Raw genomic sequence first — 17,918 nt, 5'->3', positions numbered from 1 at the left:
CCTCCAGCGTGCCACGCGCCACCGACGTTTCCGATCAGGCGATTCGATCAGGCGAGCGGGATGGAGACCTCGTCTTCGAGCGGGGGTTCGAGCTCCTGGGGCAGGCAGCCGGTGGCGGCGAAGCAGCGGATCCGCAGGGCGTCCGGGGTGACCGAGACGTGCAGGAAGCTCTTGAAGAACGGCGGGTCGTCCCAATCGGACAGCTCCGACACGTACCGGTGGAAGACCTTCTCCACGGGCAGCCGGATCGGCAGCGGCAGCGGCATGGCGCCGAGCCAGCGCGCCGCCCACCGCATCCGCCGGGTGATCTTCACCCCGTCGATCGGCCGCGGCGGGGTGTTGCCGATGTAGCCGGACATCAGGCACATGGCCTCGTCCGGTGTGAGATAGAGCCAGCGCATGCGGAGCCGCTCGCTGTAGAGCTTGCTGTAGAGCGACAGCGAGTCGCCGCGCAGCGGATAGCACTTGTAGTCGTCCTCGTGCACGCCGCCGACCGTGATCCTGGGCGTCGTGTGGGTGGCGTGGGTGAAGGCCCCGGACCCGCCCGCCACGATGTACTGGATCGCCCGCTCGCCGACCTTGACCGGGAAGCGCTGGTAGTTGTGCACGTCCCCGCCGATGACCGCGACGTAGTTGTGCAGGGGGTCGCGCACGATGTCGTCGATCGTGCCGCCGCCCTCCAGCTTCGACGGCTTGTACTCGTTGCGGGTGTAGATCGGCTTACCGGTGATCAGCATCTTGGGCCGGGGGTCACGCGAGACCTCCCTGAGCCAGTTGGCCTGCTCGCGGTCCAGCTCGCCGCGGATGCCGGTGTCGACCCCCACGATGAGCAGCGTCGGGGTCTCCATCGCCCAGTACGGCCCCGGCTGGGTGGCCTGCTGCCCGGGCAGCGCCCGGCGCTCGCGCGCCCTGGCCAGCCGGCCCTCGTCGATCTTCTCCGGTTTGCGCCAGAGCAGCCCGCGCAGCCCGGAGGGCGACAGCTTGAAGCCCTCTCTCCGGGCCGCGAGCGCGCGGGCGTCGCAGAAGACCCGCATGAAGCCGCCGAGCCCGTCGTACCAGTCGTGGTTGCCGGGGACGGCGTAGATCGGCGCCCGGTAGTTCTGATAGGGGCGGAAGAACTTGTCCTCGTACTCGTTGCCGGAGCCGGTGGGGTAGATCACGTCGCTGGCGATGACCGCGAAGTCCGTCCCCTCGCCGATCCTGAGCATGCCGGGGACCACGGCGTACTGCGAGGCGTCGCCCTCGCCGGTGTCCCCCAGGACCAGGAAGGAGAACTCCGGGCCGACGCTCATCGGGATCCGGAAGGACGGGTCGACGCCCCGGTCGCGCTGCGAGCCCACCCAGCGCGCCCTGACCTGGCCCGACGGGTCCCCGAACAGCGCGGCGAGGATCTCGTTGCGCGACCTCCAGAGCGTGCGCGGGTTGAGCCAGGAGAACGACTCCGTGTTGGGCCGCAGGTCCTTGAACGTGCCCATCTCGACGCAGTCCCAGCCCGCGCCCTCCTGCGAGACCCGGGAGGAGACCTCACGCCCGCGTTCCGCGGCCTGCCCGACATCCACCATGGTCATATTCTGGCCATGATTGGGCGATCACGCGGCGGTTCGGGGAGCGCCGGAGTAAAGATCCTCAGGGCAGGCGGCCGATCCGGAAGTCGTCGAAGTACACGCGGGTGTCCGGCTGCTCCCCGGGCCACTTGGCGGCGCCGAGCCCGTACTTGGGCTTCCCCCTGGCGTCGCCCGCCTCGTCCACGACCTCGGCCACCGGCTCGTCGCCCGCCCACAGGCTCACCCTCACCCGGCCCTCCTCCCGCTCGCACTCCGCCCGCAGCACCAGACCGGCCTTCTTGAACCCCGGCACCGGGACGTCGGGCGTCAGATCCAGGGAGGTCTTGTCGGTGGACTTGCGGATGCGCGCGCGCCCGTCGGGACGGACCTCCGCGACGTAGTAGGAGAACTGCTTTTCATCGAGCCTGTACTCGCAGAAGACCCCGCCCCACGCGTTGTGCGGGACCCCCGCGGCGAGATCGGCCTTGACGCTGACCAGGGCGTGCTCGGGGAGCTCGGCGTTGACCGGCGCGGCGGCGTACCGGGAGTTGTTCGAGAGGTCGGAGGCGATCGTGTAGCGGCCGTCCCCGGTGTACCCGTGCGCCACGTCCACGCGGGTGCCGTCGCTGTACCAGCCGGACTTGTCGTTGCCGAAGTCGTCCTGGTACAGCACGTCGGTCATCTCGGGCGGCCCCTGCGGCAGCGCCCGCACGGCGAACACCCCGGCGGCCGCCAGCAGCAGCACCCCGGCCACCGCGCCGCCCACCAGGTACGGCCGCCGCGGAGAGCGGACCCTGCCCGCGGGCTCCCCCGCAGGCGCCAGCCGGGCGGTCGGCGCGACCAGGCCGGAGAGGTTGAGCCGGATCGTGCCCGCCACCCGGGCGGTGTCCTGCGCCTCCTGCTGTCCCACCAGCCCGGACAGCAGGTCCCTGGCCGAGGGCCGGGCCTGCGGGTCCTTGTCCAGGGCCGCCCCGACCAGTTCGCGCAGGCCCGGGTCGACCCCCTTCAGGTCCGGGGTGTCGTGGACGACCCGGTACAGCGCCTCCGGCACGGTCTTTGAGGCGAAGGGCGAGGCGCCGGTCGCGGCGGCGGCCACCACGCAGCCCCAGGCGAAGACGTCGGCGGGCGGGCCCGACCTGCCCTCGGAGATCAGCTCGGGCGCCATGTACTCCGGGGTGCCGAGGATCTTGCCGGTGACGGTCTGCCCCCGGCCCGCGTCCAGGGCGCGGGCGATGCCGAAGTCGATCACCCGGGGGCCGAGCGGGGACAGCAGCACGTTGGCGGGCTTGAGGTCGCGGTGCACCACCCCGGCGCCGTGGATCGCGGTCAGCGCGGTCGCCACTCCGACGGCCAGCGCCTCCAGGTTGGACCCGGTCAGCGGCCCCTGGTCGCGCAGCAGGCGGGCGAGGTCGGGACCCGCCACGTACTCGGTGACCACCCAGAGCGGCTCCCCCTCCAGCCGGGCGTCCAGCACCGGGGCGGTGCAGAAGCGGCTGACCCTGCGGGCGGCGGCCACCTCGCTGCGGAAGCGCGCCGCGAACTCCGGGTCGGCGGCCAGGTGCCGGTTGATCACCTTGATCGCCACCGGTCCCGACGGGCCCTCGGCGAGGTAGACCGTGCCCATGCCGCCCCGGCCGAGACGCCCGGCGATCCGGTAGGGACCGAGCTCGACCGGATCGGCGGGCTCCAGCGCGAGCATGGGAGGAACTCCGTATGCGGTCACAGCGGACGATCATAGGTTGGACTGATCACAGCAGAGCGGAGATTTCCTCCAAAAGTGACACAGGTGTAAGCAAACGGCCGCCATCCGCCCGTCCGCCGGAAAGATCGGCCGCCGTGACCCGGGGGCGCCCGCCGTACGGCTCTGGAATATAGTTCTGTCCGTGTACGCGCACTGGGAGACCGTCCCCACACGGTGGAAGGACAACGACGTCTACGGCCACATGAACAACGCCGTCCACTACTCGCTGATGGACACGGTGATCAACACGTGGCTGATCAGGACCGCGGGCCTGGACATCCACGACGGTGACGTCATCGGCCTGTGCGTGGAGTCGCACTGCGTCTACAAGGCCGCGATCTCCTTCCCCGAGGCCGTCAGGGTCGGGCTCAGGATCGGGAAGCTGGGCCGCTCCAGCGTCCGCTACGAGCTGGGCCTGTTCCGCGAGGACGGGGAGACGGTCGTGGCCGAGGGCCACTTCGTCCACGTCTTCGTGGACCGGGAGAACCGCAGGCCCGCCGAGATCCCGGCGCCGCTGCGCGCCGCCATGGAGAAAATGGTGATCGACGAATGAGCACCTCCACCCGGGCCGCGGTCCTGGTCGAGTCGGGCCGCCCGGCCCCCTACGCGGACTCCCGCCCCCTGGAGGTCGTACCGCTGACGCTCGACCCGCCCGGCCCCGGCGAGCTGCTGATCCGGGTGCGCGCGGCGGGGCTGTGCCACTCGGACCTGTCGGTGATCAACGGCTCCCGGCTGCGCCCGCTGCCCATGGCCCTGGGGCACGAGGCCGCGGGCGAGGTCGTGGCCGTCGGCGAGGGCACCGAGTTCGCCCCGGGCGACCACGTGGTGCTGGCGTTCGTCCCGGCCTGCGGGCACTGCGCCCCCTGCTCGGGAGGCCGTCCCGCGCTGTGCGAGCCGGGCGCGGCGGCCAACGGCAGCGGCACCCTGCTCGGCGGCGGGCTGCGCTTCAGCGACGCCTCCGGCGGCCGCCCCTGGCACCATCTCGGCGTCTCGGCCTTCTCCGAGTACACGGTCGTCTCGGCGCGCTCGGCGGTCAAGGTCGATCCGGAGCTGCCCCCCGAGATCGCCGCGCTGTTCGGCTGCGCCGTCCTGACCGGCGCGGGCGCCGCGTTCTACAGCGCCCGGGTCGCGCCCGGCGACAGCGTCGCGGTGTTCGGCCTGGGCGGGGTCGGGCTGGCCGCGCTGCTGGCGGCCAAGGCGGCCGGAGCGGCGACGCTGGTCGCGATCGACGTGGTGGAGTCCAAGCTGGAGCTGGCGCGCGAGCTGGGCGCGACGCACACAGTCGCGGGCGGCCCGGACGCCGTCGAGGCGATCCGGGAGATCACCCGCGGCGGCGCCGAGAAGGTCGTCGACACCACCGGGGTGGTCCCGGTCCTGGAGCAGGCCTACCGGGCCACGGCCCGAGGCGGCACGACGGTGACCGTGGGCCTGCCCGACCCCTCCCGCGAGCTGGTCCTGCCCGCGCTGAGCCTGGTCGCCGAGGAGCGCACGCTCAAGGGCAGCTATCTGGGCTCGTGCGTCCCGCGCCGGGACGTCCCGCGCTTCGTCGAGATGTACAGGGCGGGGATCCTGCCGGTGGACGCGCTGCTGTCGCACCGGCTCACCCTGGAGGAGGTCAACGAGGGCTTCGACCGCCTGCACACCGGCGAGGCGGTCCGCCAGGTGATCGTCTTCTGAGACCCCGGCGACCGCCCGCGGTCGTTCCGGCGGGCGCCCGGTCCACCACCCGGTCCGCCCCGGCGGACATTTGACCCGGCGCCCAGGGGCGCTTTCCCTCCGGCCCGCGTGCCCGGCGTCCGGGCGGGTACACGCCTGGCACGGCCGGCGGACCGACCCCGGCGCGGCGTCCCGGGGCCCGACGGGCACGCCGTACCCGCGCCCCTGATCCGAGGACGGCGATGCAGACCTTCCTCCCCTATCCCGACTTCGCCGCCACCGCGGCGGTCCTCGACCCGCTGCGGCTCGGCAAGCAGCGGGTCGAGACGCTCCAGGTGCTGCGCGCGCTGACCGTGCCGGGGTACGGCTGGCGCAACCACCCGGCGGTGCGGATGTGGACCGGCTACGAGGAGGCCCTGGTCAGGTACGGCCTGGAGATATGCGGGCACTGGTGCTCCATGGGCCGGGCCGACACCTGCTCGGAGACGATGGCGCGGGAGCTGACCGAGCGGCGCGGCGTCGGGGTCCCGCGCTCCCAGGAGCTGCTCGGGCAGGCGGGCGAGCTGCCGCCCTGGCTGGGCGACCCCGGTTTCCACCTCAGCCACCGCTCGTCCCTGCTGCGCAAGCTCCCCGACCACTACCGCCCGATCTTCGGCGACGAGCCGGACGACCTGCCCTACGTCTGGCCGGCCTCCGACCGCACTCCCCCTCCCCCGCCCGGGTGACCGGCCCTCAGGGGATCAGCACCCCGGGGTTGAGGATCCCCTCGGGGTCGAGGCGCTCCTTGATCCCGCGCAGGATCTCCACGCCCAGCTCGCCGATCTCGTCGGCGTACGGCCCGCGGTGGTCGCGGCCGACGCCGTGGTGGTGGGAGACGGTGCCGCCCGCGGCGGCGATCGCCTCGTTCGCCGCGCGCTTGGCCGCCTCCCACTGCGCGATCGGGTCCTCGCTCTGGGCCGTGACGACCGTGAAGTAGAGCGAGGCGCCGGTGCCGTACACGTGCGAGATGTGGCACATCACCAGCGGCGAGCCGAGCGCGCCGTGCAGCGCCAGCCGTACGGCGTCGTACAGGCGCGGCAGGCCGGCCCAGAACCCGGCCGTCTCCAGGGTCTCCACCGTGGCCCCGGCCGCGAGCAGGGAGTCGCGCAGGTAGGGGGCCGCGTAGCGGCCGTGCGCCCAGGCCTGGCCGGGCTCGGTGCCCAGGAAGGTCCCGCCGAGCCCGGACAGGACCGCGGCGGCCCGCTCGCGCCGCGCGGGCACCTCCTCGGCTGCGCCCTCGTAGCCGGCCACGACCAGGCAGCCCGCCCCGGAGGCCATGCCGCCCAGCTCACCGGGCTTGGCCAGGCCGATCATCGTCTCGGTCTCGTCCGACAGGCGCAGCACGGTGGGCACCGGCCCGTCCTGGGCGAGCCTGCGCAGCGCGGCCGACCCGGCCGCGAACGACTCGAACCGCCAGCCCTCGTAGACGCGCACCTGCGGGACCGGGCGCACCCGCAGCCGGAGCGAGGTGATCACGCCGAAGGCGCCCTCGGAGCCGAGGATCACCTGGCGCAGGTCGGGCCCGGCGGCGGACTTGGGCGCGCGGCCCAGCTCGAGGGTGCCGCGCGGGGTGGCCACGGTCATGCCGACCACCATGTCGTCGAAACGGCCATAGCCCGCCGAGGCCTGGCCGCTGGAGCGGGCCGCGGCGAAGCCGCCCAGCGTGGCGTACTCGAAGGACTGGGGGAAGTGCCCCAGGGTGAACCCGTGCGCGGCCAGGAGCTCCTCGGCCTGCGGCGCGCGCAGGCCGGGCTCCAGTTCCGCGACCATCGACTCGGCGTCCACCGAGACGAGCCGGTTCAGCCGGGCCAGGTCCAGGGCGACGACCCCGGAGAACCCCTCGCGCGCCGGGGTCAGTCCGCCGACGACCGAGGTGCCGCCGCCGAAGGGCACCACCGCGACCCGGTGCGCGGCGCAGACCCGCAGCACCCGGAGCACCTCGTCGTGCGAGGCGGGCAGCACCACGGCGTCGGGGGCGTCGGAGCCGTCACCGGCGCGCATGCGCATCAGGTCGGGGGTGGACTTGCCCCGGGTGTGGCGGACCCGGTCCTCGTCGCCGGAGCGGACGTACCCGTCGCCGACCACGCCGATCAGTTCGGTCAGCGTCTCGGGGGGCAGGACGGTGACGGGCAGCCGCACCTCCTCCCAGCTCCCGGCCGGGCTCGCCGGCGGGCGCACGCCCAGCACCTCGCGCAGCAGCTTCACGACCGGCTCGGGCAGGTCCGCTGCCTTGGCGGGGTCGCCCCAGCCGGACCAGAGCATCGGTTCGGCGGCGCTCGCCGGGGCCGCCGGGGTCTCTACTTCCGCACGGTGAGTTTCCACCTCTACACTGTGACACATGACGTCCATTCGTCACAATAAGGGCAGAGACCGGGCCGACGACTCCGAGGAGCCCCAGGGCGGCAGGCACGGCGAGGCCGTCCTCGACGCCGCGCGCGAGGTGGTCCTCGCCGTCGGGGTGCGCCGCACCACGCTCACCGACGTGGCGCGGCGGGCCGGGGTGTCCCGGATGACCGTCTACCGGCACTGGCCCGACGTGCGGAGCCTGGTCGCCGACCTGATGACCAGGGAGTGGGTGCGCGTCGCCGGGCGCTTCGCCACCGACGACCCGGTCACCGCGGCCGTCGGGGTGGTCGGGGAGCTGCGCGGCCACCCGCTCTGGCGGAAGATCGTCGAGGTCGACCCCGAGCTGCTCCTGCCCTACCTGCTGGACCGCCGGGGCTCCAGCCACGAGGCCATGCTCGCCCTCGTCGAGCAGGCCGTCGCCCGGGGTCAGGAGCAGGGCACCGTACGGCCCGGCGACCCCGTGGCGATGGCCAGGGCCGTGCTGCTGACCGCCCAGTCCTTCCTGCTGTCCGGCCCCACCATGCTCGGCCCCGTCACCCGGGACGAGCTGGACGCCGAGCTGACCGCACTCCTGGAGAGGTACCTGTCGCCGTGAAGTCCTCCCTCAACGCCGCCCGCCGCTCCCGCGAGCTCGCCGAGCTGGCCGACGGCCGGACCGTCGACGTGCTGGTGGTCGGGCTGGGCGCCACCGGCGCCGGGGCCGCGCTCGACGCCGCCTCGCGCGGCCTGTCGGTGGCCGCGATCGACGCCTGCGACCTGGCCTTCGGCACCTCGCGGTGGAGCTCCAAGATGATCCACGGCGGCCTGCGCTATCTCGCCAAGGGGCAGATCGGGGTGGCGCACGAGAGCGCGGTGGAGCGCGGCGTCCTGCTCGCCCGCACCGCCCCGCACCTGGTGCGGGCGCAGCCGTACCTGCTGCCGCTGACCCCGCGGGTCTCCGGCTCCCAGGCGGCGACCCTGATGACCGGCTACCGGCTGGGCGACGGGCTGCGCGCCGCCGCCCGCACCCCGCGCCGGCTGCTGCCCGGCCCCTCGCGGATCTCCGCCGGGCGGGCCCGCGAGCTGGCCGCGCCGCTGAGCCCGCGCGGGCTGCGCGGGGCGCTGCTGTCGTGGGACGGGCGGCTGGTCGACGACGCCCGGCTGGTGGTCGCGCTGGCCAGGACCGCCGCCGCGCACGGGGCCAGGATCCTGACCCGGTGCCGGGCGCTGGAGCTGGGCGGACGGGAGGCGCGGGTGCGCGACGAGCTCACCGGCGAGACCTTCACGATCCGGGCGCGGGCCGTGATCAACGCCGCGGGGGTCTGGGCCGCGCAGCTCGATCCGGCCATCCGGCTGCGGCCCTCGCGCGGCACCCACCTGGTGCTGCGGCCGGAGACCCTGCCGGGGCTGCGCACCGGGCTGCACGTGCCGATCCCCGGCGAGAGCAACCGCTTCGCGCTGGTGCTGCCCCAGGCCGACGGACGCGTCTACGTGGGCCTGACCGACGAGCCGGTGGAGGGGCCGGTCCCCGACGTCCCCGAGGCGCCCGAAGAGGATGTGACGTTCCTGCTCGGCGTGCTCAACTCGGTGCTGGACACCGAGGTGCGGCGTGAGGAGGTCGCCGGCGCCTTCGCCGGGCTGCGCCCGCTGCTGGCGGCCGAGGGGCGCACCGCCGACCTGTCCAGGAGGCACGCGCTGCTGACCTCCTCCGACGGGATGGTCACGGTCGTGGGCGGCAAGCTCACCACCTACCGGCGGATGGCCGAGGACGCGGTCGACCTGGCGGTCCGCACCCACCGCCTGGGCGCGGGCGCCAGCCGTACGGCGCGCCTGCCCCTGGTCGGCGTCACGCACCCGGGCGTCACGGCGCCGGCGCGGCTGGTGGAGAGGTACGGCGGCGAGGCGGGGGCCGTGCACACCCTGGCCGGGCGGGACCCGGCCCTGGCCGAGCGGCTGCCCACCGGCGTCACGGTGGCCGAGCTCGTCTGGGCGGTCCGGCACGAGGGGGCGCTGGACGCCGGCGACCTGCTGGACCGGCGGACCCGGATCGGCCTGGTCGCGGAGGACAGGCAGGCGGCGCTGCCCGCGGCTCAGAAGGCACTGGATTATCAGGAGTAGATCTTTTTCCCGGCTTTGAGCATTTCTACACCCACAAAGATTCCCCTGATCCGTTAGGTTAGTCTTACCTAACCACGGATAGGGGGAGCGTGTGACCGCGGCGAGCGTTCTGGGCAAGGCGGCCAAGGGGTGCGAGCACCCCCTGGGCTGCCACACCGGCGAGCTCCCGGTGTACGCCAGCGCGACAGTCGGGGCCCGTTTCTGGTTGCTCATCGAGCATTCCGGGCCCTGGGCCTCTCATCTGGAGGACTGCGACCTTCCGGAAGAGATTCACACTCTTATCAAACGGGCGACGAGCCTCGGCATCCGCCCCCAGCTCATCCGCCGGCCGGGGCGCAGAATCCCCGGCGGGGACGGCATTCACGTCATGGTCGCGGACTCCACGGCGGCCGAGCCCTGGCTCGCCGAGGGGGTCGTCGACGACCCCGATGATCTTGACCTGGAGGCTCTTCGGGCCGGAGTGGTCCCCAAGTCCTGCATACTTGTGAGTGAGCCGGTTTTTCTGGTCTGTACGCACGCCAAGCGCAACGCGTGCTGCGCCCGCATTGGACTTCCCCTCGCTCGTTCCCTGGCCGATGTTTGGCCGGACAGAGTATGGGAAACATCACATGTTGGCGGCGATCGCTACGCCGCCAATCTGGTGTGCTTGCCACACGGGCTCTACTACGGCAGCATGTCTCAAGCTGCTGCGCTCGCAGCAGTCGACGCGTACCGGTCCGGCGAGGTGATTCTCGACCGTTTCCGGGGACGCGCAGGCATCCCTGAGCCACTGCAAGCCGCCGAGCATTTCGTCCGTGCCCACACGGGCGAGCTCTCGGTCGGCGGAGTGGCCGTGGAGTCCTCCAGGTCGGAGGGAGCCGCCACCGAGGCCATCGTGCGCGGTAGCGGCACCCGTTTTCGGGTAGTGGTTGAGCCCATGACGTTGCCAACGCCATGTGGTACGGCTTGCGCCGATACGATCACCACCTATCGGCTGGTCACGCTGGACAGGCTCACGCCTGTGCGGTATGCCACGCCTGCTCTGACCTGACTAGAGGGAACATCGCGGCCTATCCAGGCGTTGGCACCAGGGACGTCAAATGCGTCCAATGCGGTAGTAACCCGAAATACTTCTCACTAGAAGGTGGTTTTCTCATGTCTCAGGTACGTCGGCAGACCGCCCGCCCTCGGCCCAGCTGGGGCTGGCAGGATGACGCCGCGTGCCGGGGTGAGGACCTTGTGCTCTTCTTCGGTCCCGATGGCGAGCGTCAGCCCGAGCGTGATATCCGCGAGCGCAAGGCCAAGGCCATCTGCGGCCAGTGCCCCGTCCGCGCCGAGTGCCTTGACTACGCGCTGTCCCGTCCGGAGAAGTACGGCACGTGGGGCGGCCTGAACGAGGACGAGCGCGCCTCCGAGCGCCGTCGTCGCATGCGCCGTGCCGCCAGCGCCGGCATCAGCGCCGTCGCCTGAACGACCTCCACCCGGCTTTCCCCCGCACGTGTGATCTCGCCGGCGTCCCTGCGAGATCACACGTTGTTCCGCGCGCGGACCCAGGTGTCGAGCAGGCCGAGAACGTCGTCGTCGTCGAGCTGGTCGAACCTCCGGTACCACTGCCCCACGGCATGGAAGCCCGGTGGTGCGGCGAGCACCACGATCTCGTCCGCCTCCCCCCGCATGGCCCGGACCGTCTCCGGCGCCGCCACGGGAGCGGCGAGCACCAGACGGGCAGGGGCCCGCGACCTGACCGCGCGCAAGGCGGCCCTGGCCGTGACACCGGTGGCGATGCCGTCGTCGACCACGACCACGTCCCTGCCCTCCGGCTCCGGCGGCCTTCTGCTCCCCCGGTAGACCGCGACCCGCCGGGCCAGCTCGGCCCGCTCCGCCTCGACCACCCGGCGCAGCTCCTGCTCCGACGGCATCAGCCGCCGCAGCATGTCCGGATCGAACACCGGCTCGCCGCCCTCGGCGATCGCCCCCACCCCGAACTCGCGGTTGACCGGATGGCCTATCTTGCGGCTGACGAGCACGTCGAGCACGCCTCCGAGCCGTGCCGCGACCGGGGCGGCCACCGCCACTCCCCCGCGCGGCAGCGCGAACACGACCGGAGCCCGCAGGCCCAGGCCGGCCAGCCGCCCGGCCAGGAGCTCGCCCGCCTCCGCCCGGCCGGTGAAGGGCAGGCGCACTCCCGCGTCACCGCTCACGAGCACGGCGTTCCCCGCCCGCGGCCGGAGGAACCTTCTCATAACTCACATAACGGTCATACCCCTGTTGGAGTGACGGTCCCCCGGCCGGAGACGGACAGAGCCACCGGACAGAGCCACCGGACAGAGCCACCGGACCGCGCCGCCGGGCCCGTCACGGGTCACCGGCGGTCGCGGACCAGAGGCGGTCGCGTGTCACAGGCCGCGGGTCAGGGACGGTTACGTCCCGCCCTCCGCATCTCCTTGTGGATCACCTTCCACCGGTTCTGCTGCTCCTTGCGCAGCCGCGCGTCGGTCCGCGAGGCCATCCAGGCGGCCTCCCGCTGGAGCTTGTTCCAGCTGGTCAGCCGGCGCTCGGGGAGCGTGCCGTCCTCGATCGCCTCGATGACGGCGCAGCCGGGCTCGCTGTCGTGGGCGCAGTCGGCGAACCTGCACCGCTCCGCGAGCTCCTCGATGTCGGAGAAGACCATGTCCACGCCCTCGCCCATGTCGTACAGGCCGACGCGGCGGATGCCCGGGGTGTCGATGACCAGGCCCCCGCCGGGCAGCGGGATGAGCTCCCGGTGCACGGTGGTGTGCCGGCCCCGGCCGTCCCCGGCGCGGACCTGCTGGGTCTCCATCACCGTCTCCCCGGCCAGGGCGTTGACGAGCGTGGACTTGCCTGCGCCCGAGGCGCCCAGCACCACGGCCGTGCGGGTGCCGCCCAGGTAGCCGCGGACGATGTCCACGCCCTGCCCGGTGAGGGAGCAGACCGCGTGCACGTCCACGCCGGGCGCGGCCGTGGCGACCTCCTCCATCAGGAAGTCGAGGCCCTCCCCGATGAGGTCGGCCTTGGTGACGAGCACCACCGGCTGCCCGCCGCTCTCCCAGGCCAGGGCGAGCAGCCGCTCGATCCTGCCCAGGTCGGCGGTGTCGGTGGCGTGCAGGGCCGGCTCGGCGACGAAGACGACGTCCACGTTTGCGGCCAGCACCTGACCCTGGGAGTCGTCCGACAGGCCGCCCCGCGAGGTGCGGCCCACCCCGCCCCGGACGAAGGCGGTACGGCGCGGCAGCAGCCCGTCGAGCTCGAAGCGCCCCTCGGGCAGCCGCCGGAGCGCGGCCCAGTCGCCCACGCAGGGCAGGGCCACCGGGTCGGCGGCGGCGGCCCGGCGCACCCGGGCTCCGTAGTGGACCTGGAGATGACCGTCGGCGCCGATCACCTCGGCGGCGCCGCGGTCGACGCGGGCCACCCGGGCGGGGACCGTACCGGCGGGGAGCTCAGCCGAGAGGGAGTCGTTCCAGCCGAGCGAGGAAAGATCGTAGGAACCAGACAGAACTGGTGAGGACAACGTGGACACACCCTTTTGTGAGGCTTACGGAAGAAGCCGGGTGTCCCGTGTCGGAACTGGCTAGCTGGACACCCGGAGGCTGACGGACGGCATGGTCGTCAGAAAGACCCGCATAGTCCTCACCTCCCGATGTCATGGCCGCCCTGCTGACGGAGCGGCGGAGCCGGGCCCACTATAACGCGGACCCGGCCTGTGATCACAATGATTTAACCGCGGAGAGTTCCCTCCGGGGCCCGCGGATCCCGCGGCCAGCCGGAGAGGCGCCCTACAGGCCGGGGGCCGGGAAGCGGGAGGTCAGCTCGCGCACCTCGCCCAGGACGCGCGTGATGGCGTGCTCGGCCTCGTCCTCGCCCTTGGCCAGCGCGGTGACGACCTGGTCGATCCAGGCGCCGATCTGCCGCATCTCGCCCTCGCCCATGCCGCGGCTGGTCACGCCGGCGGTGCCGATCCGGATGCCCGAGGGGTCGAACGGCTTGCGCGTGTCGAACGGCACGGTGTTGTAGTTGGTCTCCAGACCGGCCCGGTCCAGCGCCTGCGCGGCGGGCTTGCCGCCGATGCCCTTGGGGGTCAGGTCCATCAGGATGAGGTGGTTGTCGGTGCCGCCGGAGACCAGGTCGAACCCGCGGGCGGCGAGCTCCTCGGCCAGCGCCCGGGCGTTGGCGACCACCTGGTGGGCGTAGGCCTTGAACTCCTCGGTGGCCGCCTCCTTGAGCGCCACCGCGATGGCCGCGGTGGTGTGGTTGTGCGGGCCGCCCTGCAGGCCGGGGAAGACGGCCTTGTTCAGCGCCGTGGCGTGCTCGTCGGAGGTGGCCATCAGCATGGCGCCGCGGGGGCCGCGCAGCGTCTTGTGCGTCGTGGTGGAGATGACGTCGGCGTGGCCGACCGGCGACGGGTGGGCGCCGCCGGCGACGAGACCGGCGATGTGCGCGATGTCGGCCGCCAGGACGGCGCCGACCTCACGGGCGATCTCGGCGAAGGCCGGGAAGTCGATGGTGCGCGGGATCGCGGTGCCGCCGCAGAAGATCAGCTTCGGGCGCTCGCGCAGGGCGATCTCGCGGACCTCGTCCATGTCGACGCGGCCGGTGTCCTTGCGCACGCCGTACCGGACCGGGTTGAACCACTTGCCGGTGGCCGAGACCGACCAGCCGTGGGTCAGGTGGCCGCCGAAGGGCAGGCCCATGCCCATCACGGTGTCGCCGGGGCTGAGGAAGGCCATGTAGACGGCGAGGTTGGCGGGCGAGCCGGAGTAGGGCTGGACGTTGGCGTGGTTCACGCCGAACAGCGACTTGGCCCGATCGATGGCGATGGTCTCGATCTGGTCGATGACCTGCTGGCCCTCGTAGTAGCGCTTTCCGGGGTAGCCCTCGGAGTACTTGTTGGTGAGGACGGTCCCCGTCGCCTCCAGCACCGCCTTGGAGACGTAGTTCTCCGAGGCGATCAGCTTGACGGTGTCGGCCTGGCGGCGCTCCTCGGCCTTGACCAGCTCGGCGATCTGCGGGTCGACACTGGAAAGAGAACTCATGGCGCCTTCACTCCCTAGTCATCTTTGACGGGCATCGTTGACAACGCACGAAGACCCAGGCGCGCGGCCTCCGCCATTCCGCTCCCCGGTGGTTACCCACCCAATGCGCCAGTCGCGGCTTAGACGATAGCGGACTGGCCGGTCTTGCCGAGGCGTCCGGTGCCGTCGGCCGGCCACAGGCGGTCCACCTCGGCGTTCAGGATGGCCCCGATGAGTACGGCGAGCGCGGTGATGTAGAGCCACAGGAGCACCGCGATGGGGGCGGCCAGCGATCCGTAGATGGACACCGGCGAGAACCACGCCGCGAGCACCTCGCGCAGCACGGCGGCGCAGGCGATCCAGATGATGAGGGCCAGCACGGCCCCGGGCATCTCCCGCCACCAGCGTGTGCGCACCGGGACGCTCACGTGGTACAGGAGCGTGAGGAAGAAGACGGAGCCGACGACGACCACCGGCCAGTAGAGGACGTCCACCAGCACCGTGTAGTCCGGCGGCAGCGCGCCCTGCAGCGCCGCGGGCCCCAGCACCAGGACGGGCATGACGAACAGCCCGCTCAGCAGGCCCGCGAGATAGAGCCCGAAGGACATCAGGCGGGTGCGGATGATCCCGCGTTCCTCGCCCAGGCCGTACGCCACGGCTATCAGGTCCACGTAGACGAACAGGGCCCGCGAGCCCGACCACAGCGCGAGCAGGAAGCCCAGCGAGATCAGCGAGACCTGGTTGCGCGGGTTCAGCACGTCGTCGATGAGCGGGGTGACGACGCTGTCCACGGCGTTGTCGGTGAACAGCAGGTGCGCCTGGAGCTCGATCCAGACGGTGATGTCCTGGACGGTCTCCGGGCCGAACACCGAGGTCAGCTGGCCGACCACGCCGATCAGGCCGAGCACGAACGGCGGCAGCGACAGCAGCGCGAAGAACGCCGCCTCCCCGGCCAGGCCGGTGACGCGGTAGGCGATGCCCGCGTTGACCGTCGCGACGAGCAACGCCCACGTGTCGGTGCCCCGTACCCACGACAGTCCGGCCTGCAGCTTGGCACTGTGCCGGCGCAGCCTGGAGTGGGCCCACCGCGGTCTGCGCCGCTTGGGCCCGGGCCGCCGCGTCGAGGCCTCAGTGGACGTCATGCCACACAACGGTATGCCCTGCGGTCCGCTATAACGAGCCCGGTCATCGGCCGTCCGGCGCCCCGGCGGGACCCGTGGAGATCGGCAACGCGCCGATTCGCCCGTCTGCGCGGGGAAAGCGGGTGATGAGCGCACAATGGGAGGCATGATCTGCGACAAGTGCAAAGACAGCCGCCACGAGGAGTGCCCGGGCGGGTCGTGGTGCGACTGCCAGCATCAGCCCGCCGACGTGCCCCGTGAGTCGCCGCTCGACTGGCCGCGCCAGGGCTGATCCCCCTCCCCCCGCTCTTCCGCTGCCGGTCCGGCCGCCCCGCACGTCCGCAGTGTGTCCGCGCGCGCCCGCGATGCGCCCGCGTGCGTCCAGAGTGTGGACCCGATATTGGACATCTCGGGCCGCCAAGGTATCGTCAGGGACATGCCAGCGGACCCCATGCTCGTCGTGCGACGCCACGTCGACCTTTTGCGTGTCCGTAGCGCCATCTGTTGTGACGTCCGTTGACCGTCGCCCTCCGCCGCTGACCTGACGCAGCCCGGGGCACCTGACAGGCGTCACTCTCTGAGCGATCTTCCCCCGCACTCGACGATGAGGCGGGAGGTGCCTGCGCGTGCCCGGAAAACACCCCACCTCCGAATAAGGACGCGCACATGACGACCCCGGCCCGTTCGGCCAACCGCCACCACAAGCGCCCGCGCGGCGAAGGTCAGTGGGCTCTCGGTTATCGCGAGCCGCTGAACAAGAACGAGGAGAACAAGAAGAACGACGACGGGCTCAACGTCCGTCAGCGGATCATCGACATCTACTCCAAGGCCGGCTTCGACTCCATCGACCCGGCCGACCTTCGCGGGAGGATGCGCTGGTACGGGCTCTACACCCAGCGCAAGCCCGGGATCGACGGCGGCAAGACCGCGGTGCTGGAGCCGGAGGAGCTCGACGACCGCTACTTCATGCTCCGCGTCCGCATCGACGGCGGCCAGCTCACGGTGGAGCAGCTGCGCGTCATCGCCGACATCTCCAACGAGTACGGCCGCGGCACCGCCGACGTCACCGACCGGCAGAACATCCAGCTGCACTGGATCGAGATCGAGTCCGTGCCGGACATCTGGCAGCGGCTGGAGGCGGTGGGCCTGTCCACCACCGAGGCCTGCGGCGACACCCCGCGCGTCATCATCGGCTGCCCGCTGGCCGGGATCGACACCGACGAGGTGATCGACGCCACCGCGGAGATCCGCCGGATCCAGGACGACTTCATCGGCAACCCCGAGTACTCCAACCTGCCGCGCAAGTTCAAGTCGGCGCTCTCCGGCTGCCCGGCGCACTGCACCGTGCACGAGATCAACGACGTGGCGCTGGTGGGCGTCGTCAACGAGGCGGGCGAGCGCGGCTACGACCTGTGGGTGGGCGGCGGCCTGTCGACCAACCCGATGCTGGCCAAGCGGCTGGGCGTCTTCGTCAGCCCCGAGCGGGCCTCCGAGGTCTACGGCGGCGTGATCGGCATCTTCCGCGACTACGGCTACCGCCGCCTGCGCCACCGGGCGCGGATCAAGTTCCTGGTCAACGACTGGGGCGTGGAGAAGTTCCGCGAGGTCCTGGAGAAGGAGTACCTCGGCTACACCCTTCCCGACGGCCCCGCGCCCGAGCTGCCGCGCGACGGTCGCCGCGACCACGTGGGCGTCCACCCGCAGAAGGACGGCAACTTCTACGTCGGCTTCGCGCCGCGGGTCGGCCGTCTCGACGGCGACAAGCTGCACCTGATCGCCGACATCGCCGAGCGGCACGGCTCCGGCCGGATCCGCACCACGGTCGAGCAGAAGATGGTCATCCTCGACGTCGCCCCCGACGAGGTGGAGGGCATCGTCGCGGAGCTGGAGGCCAACGACCTGCGGGTCAACCCCTCCACCTTCCGCCGCCAGACCATGGCCTGCACCGGCATCGAGTACTGCAAGCTGGCGATCGTCGAGACCAAGGCCACCGCCTCGAACCTGATCGACGAGCTGGAGGCCCGCCTGCCGGACTTCGCCGAGCCGCTGACCATCAACGTCAACGGCTGCCCGAACTCCTGCGCGCGCATCCAGACCGCCGACATCGGCCTCAAGGGCCAGCTCGTGGTCAACGAGGCCGGCGAGCAGGTCGAGGGCTTCCAGATCCACCTGGGCGGCTCGCTGGGCGTCAACGCCGGCTTCGGCCGCAAGGTCCGCGGTCTGAAGGCCACCGCCGCGGAGCTGCCCGACTACGTCGAGCGGGTCCTGCGCAACTTCGACAAGCAGAAAAACGAGGGCGAGACCTTCGCCGAGTGGGTCCAGCGCGCCGACGAGGCGGACCTCAAGTGAGCGAGCGTGCGGTCCC

General features: G+C 72.1%; 17 protein-coding genes and 1 riboswitch. Of the genes, 10 read left to right on the top strand and 7 right to left on the bottom strand.

Features of this window, described 5'->3' with window-relative positions; translation table 11 throughout:
• Positions 1-47 precede the first annotated feature (47 nt).
• Entirely contained in the window at positions 48-1,562 is a 1,515-nt protein-coding gene (locus Psi01_RS06985; RefSeq protein ID WP_204063096.1) for a metallophosphoesterase family protein, read from the bottom strand.
• 64 nt (positions 1,563-1,626) lie between these two features.
• Complete coding sequence (locus Psi01_RS44040) at positions 1,627-3,267, bottom strand: serine/threonine-protein kinase (protein ID WP_275424496.1); 1,641 nt, start codon at positions 3,265-3,267, stop codon at positions 1,627-1,629.
• A 160-nt stretch (positions 3,268-3,427) separates the two neighbouring features.
• Here Psi01_RS44040 and Psi01_RS06975 point away from each other — a divergent pair, with 160 nt between their 5' ends.
• The 3 genes from Psi01_RS06975 to Psi01_RS06965 all read left to right on the top strand — a co-directional run bounded on the left by Psi01_RS06975 (position 3,428) and on the right by Psi01_RS06965 (position 5,666).
• A complete protein-coding gene (locus tag Psi01_RS06975) occupies positions 3,428-3,838 on the top strand; it encodes an acyl-CoA thioesterase (protein WP_204063095.1) in 411 nt (136 codons plus the stop codon).
• Positions 3,835-4,962 (top strand): zinc-dependent alcohol dehydrogenase family protein, encoded by a 1,128-nt coding sequence (locus Psi01_RS06970; protein WP_204063094.1) that lies wholly within the window; start codon positions 3,835-3,837, stop codon positions 4,960-4,962. The genes Psi01_RS06975 and Psi01_RS06970 overlap by 4 nt, the downstream gene beginning before the upstream one ends.
• 221 nt (positions 4,963-5,183) lie before the next feature.
• Positions 5,184-5,666: an MSMEG_6728 family protein gene (locus tag Psi01_RS06965; RefSeq protein ID WP_204063093.1), complete on the top strand. Its 483-nt coding sequence runs from the start codon at positions 5,184-5,186 to the stop codon at positions 5,664-5,666.
• A gap of 7 nt (positions 5,667-5,673) precedes the next feature.
• Here the strand turns inward: Psi01_RS06965 and Psi01_RS06960 are convergent, their stop codons facing one another.
• The gene (locus Psi01_RS06960; protein WP_204063155.1) at positions 5,674-7,242 is read right to left on the bottom strand and encodes an FAD-binding oxidoreductase; all 1,569 of its coding nucleotides are present in this window, start codon (positions 7,240-7,242) and stop codon (positions 5,674-5,676) included.
• A 76-nt stretch (positions 7,243-7,318) separates the two neighbouring features.
• On the opposite strand from Psi01_RS06960, the gene Psi01_RS06955 reads away from it, so the two are divergent.
• The 4 genes from Psi01_RS06955 (at position 7,319) to Psi01_RS06940 (ending at position 10,872) form a co-directional block, all read left to right on the top strand.
• The gene (locus Psi01_RS06955) at positions 7,319-7,921 is read left to right on the top strand and encodes a TetR/AcrR family transcriptional regulator (RefSeq protein WP_204063092.1); all 603 of its coding nucleotides are present in this window, start codon (positions 7,319-7,321) and stop codon (positions 7,919-7,921) included.
• The gene (locus Psi01_RS06950) at positions 7,918-9,423 is read left to right on the top strand and encodes a glycerol-3-phosphate dehydrogenase/oxidase (RefSeq protein WP_204063091.1); all 1,506 of its coding nucleotides are present in this window, start codon (positions 7,918-7,920) and stop codon (positions 9,421-9,423) included. The genes Psi01_RS06955 and Psi01_RS06950 overlap by 4 nt, the downstream gene beginning before the upstream one ends.
• 91 nt (positions 9,424-9,514) lie before the next feature.
• Positions 9,515-10,453, top strand: a complete 939-nt coding sequence (locus Psi01_RS06945; RefSeq protein WP_204063090.1) for a sucrase ferredoxin — start codon at positions 9,515-9,517, stop codon at positions 10,451-10,453.
• A gap of 104 nt (positions 10,454-10,557) precedes the next feature.
• The gene (locus tag Psi01_RS06940) at positions 10,558-10,872 is read left to right on the top strand and encodes a WhiB family transcriptional regulator (protein WP_184943121.1); all 315 of its coding nucleotides are present in this window, start codon (positions 10,558-10,560) and stop codon (positions 10,870-10,872) included.
• Between the two features lie 56 nt (positions 10,873-10,928).
• Here Psi01_RS06940 and Psi01_RS06935 read toward each other — a convergent pair whose 3' ends face one another.
• The 4 genes from Psi01_RS06935 to Psi01_RS06920 form a co-directional block, all read right to left on the bottom strand.
• Positions 10,929-11,645: a phosphoribosyltransferase gene (locus tag Psi01_RS06935; protein ID WP_204063089.1), complete on the bottom strand. Its 717-nt coding sequence runs from the start codon at positions 11,643-11,645 to the stop codon at positions 10,929-10,931.
• A gap of 167 nt (positions 11,646-11,812) precedes the next feature.
• Entirely contained in the window at positions 11,813-12,940 is a 1,128-nt protein-coding gene (rsgA, locus tag Psi01_RS06930; protein ID WP_239127222.1) for a ribosome small subunit-dependent GTPase A, read from the bottom strand.
• Positions 12,941-13,196: 256 nt separating this feature from the next.
• Complete coding sequence (gene glyA / locus Psi01_RS06925) at positions 13,197-14,453, bottom strand: serine hydroxymethyltransferase (protein ID WP_204063087.1); 1,257 nt, start codon at positions 14,451-14,453, stop codon at positions 13,197-13,199.
• Positions 14,454-14,499: 46 nt separating this feature from the next.
• Positions 14,500-14,579: riboswitch (ZMP/ZTP riboswitch) on the bottom strand.
• Positions 14,573-15,574 (bottom strand): YihY/virulence factor BrkB family protein, encoded by a 1,002-nt coding sequence (locus Psi01_RS06920; protein ID WP_239127214.1) that lies wholly within the window; start codon positions 15,572-15,574, stop codon positions 14,573-14,575. (Overlaps the previous riboswitch by 7 nt.)
• A gap of 145 nt (positions 15,575-15,719) precedes the next feature.
• Here Psi01_RS06920 and Psi01_RS44035 point away from each other — a divergent pair, with 145 nt between their 5' ends.
• The 3 genes from Psi01_RS44035 (at position 15,720) to Psi01_RS06915 (ending at position 17,902) form a co-directional block, all read left to right on the top strand.
• Positions 15,720-15,845 carry a hypothetical protein gene (locus Psi01_RS44035; protein WP_275424495.1) on the top strand — a complete coding sequence of 42 codons (126 nt, stop codon included), beginning with the start codon at positions 15,720-15,722 and terminating at the stop codon, positions 15,843-15,845.
• Between the two features lie 144 nt (positions 15,846-15,989).
• Positions 15,990-16,073 (top strand): putative leader peptide, encoded by an 84-nt coding sequence (locus Psi01_RS44515; RefSeq protein ID WP_373872355.1) that lies wholly within the window; start codon positions 15,990-15,992, stop codon positions 16,071-16,073.
• A gap of 146 nt (positions 16,074-16,219) precedes the next feature.
• Positions 16,220-17,902, top strand: coding sequence for a nitrite/sulfite reductase (locus Psi01_RS06915; protein WP_204063085.1), 1,683 nt, complete (start codon positions 16,220-16,222; stop codon positions 17,900-17,902).
• Positions 17,903-17,918 lie beyond the last annotated feature (16 nt).

It is taken from the genome of Paraplanobispora siamensis, from assembly GCF_016863175.1.
GTDB classification, from domain to species: Bacteria; Actinomycetota; Actinomycetes; order Streptosporangiales; family Streptosporangiaceae; genus Planobispora; species Planobispora siamensis.
The sequence above is the reverse complement of the archived record's forward strand: the minus strand, read 5'-3'. Positions and strand labels throughout refer to the sequence as shown.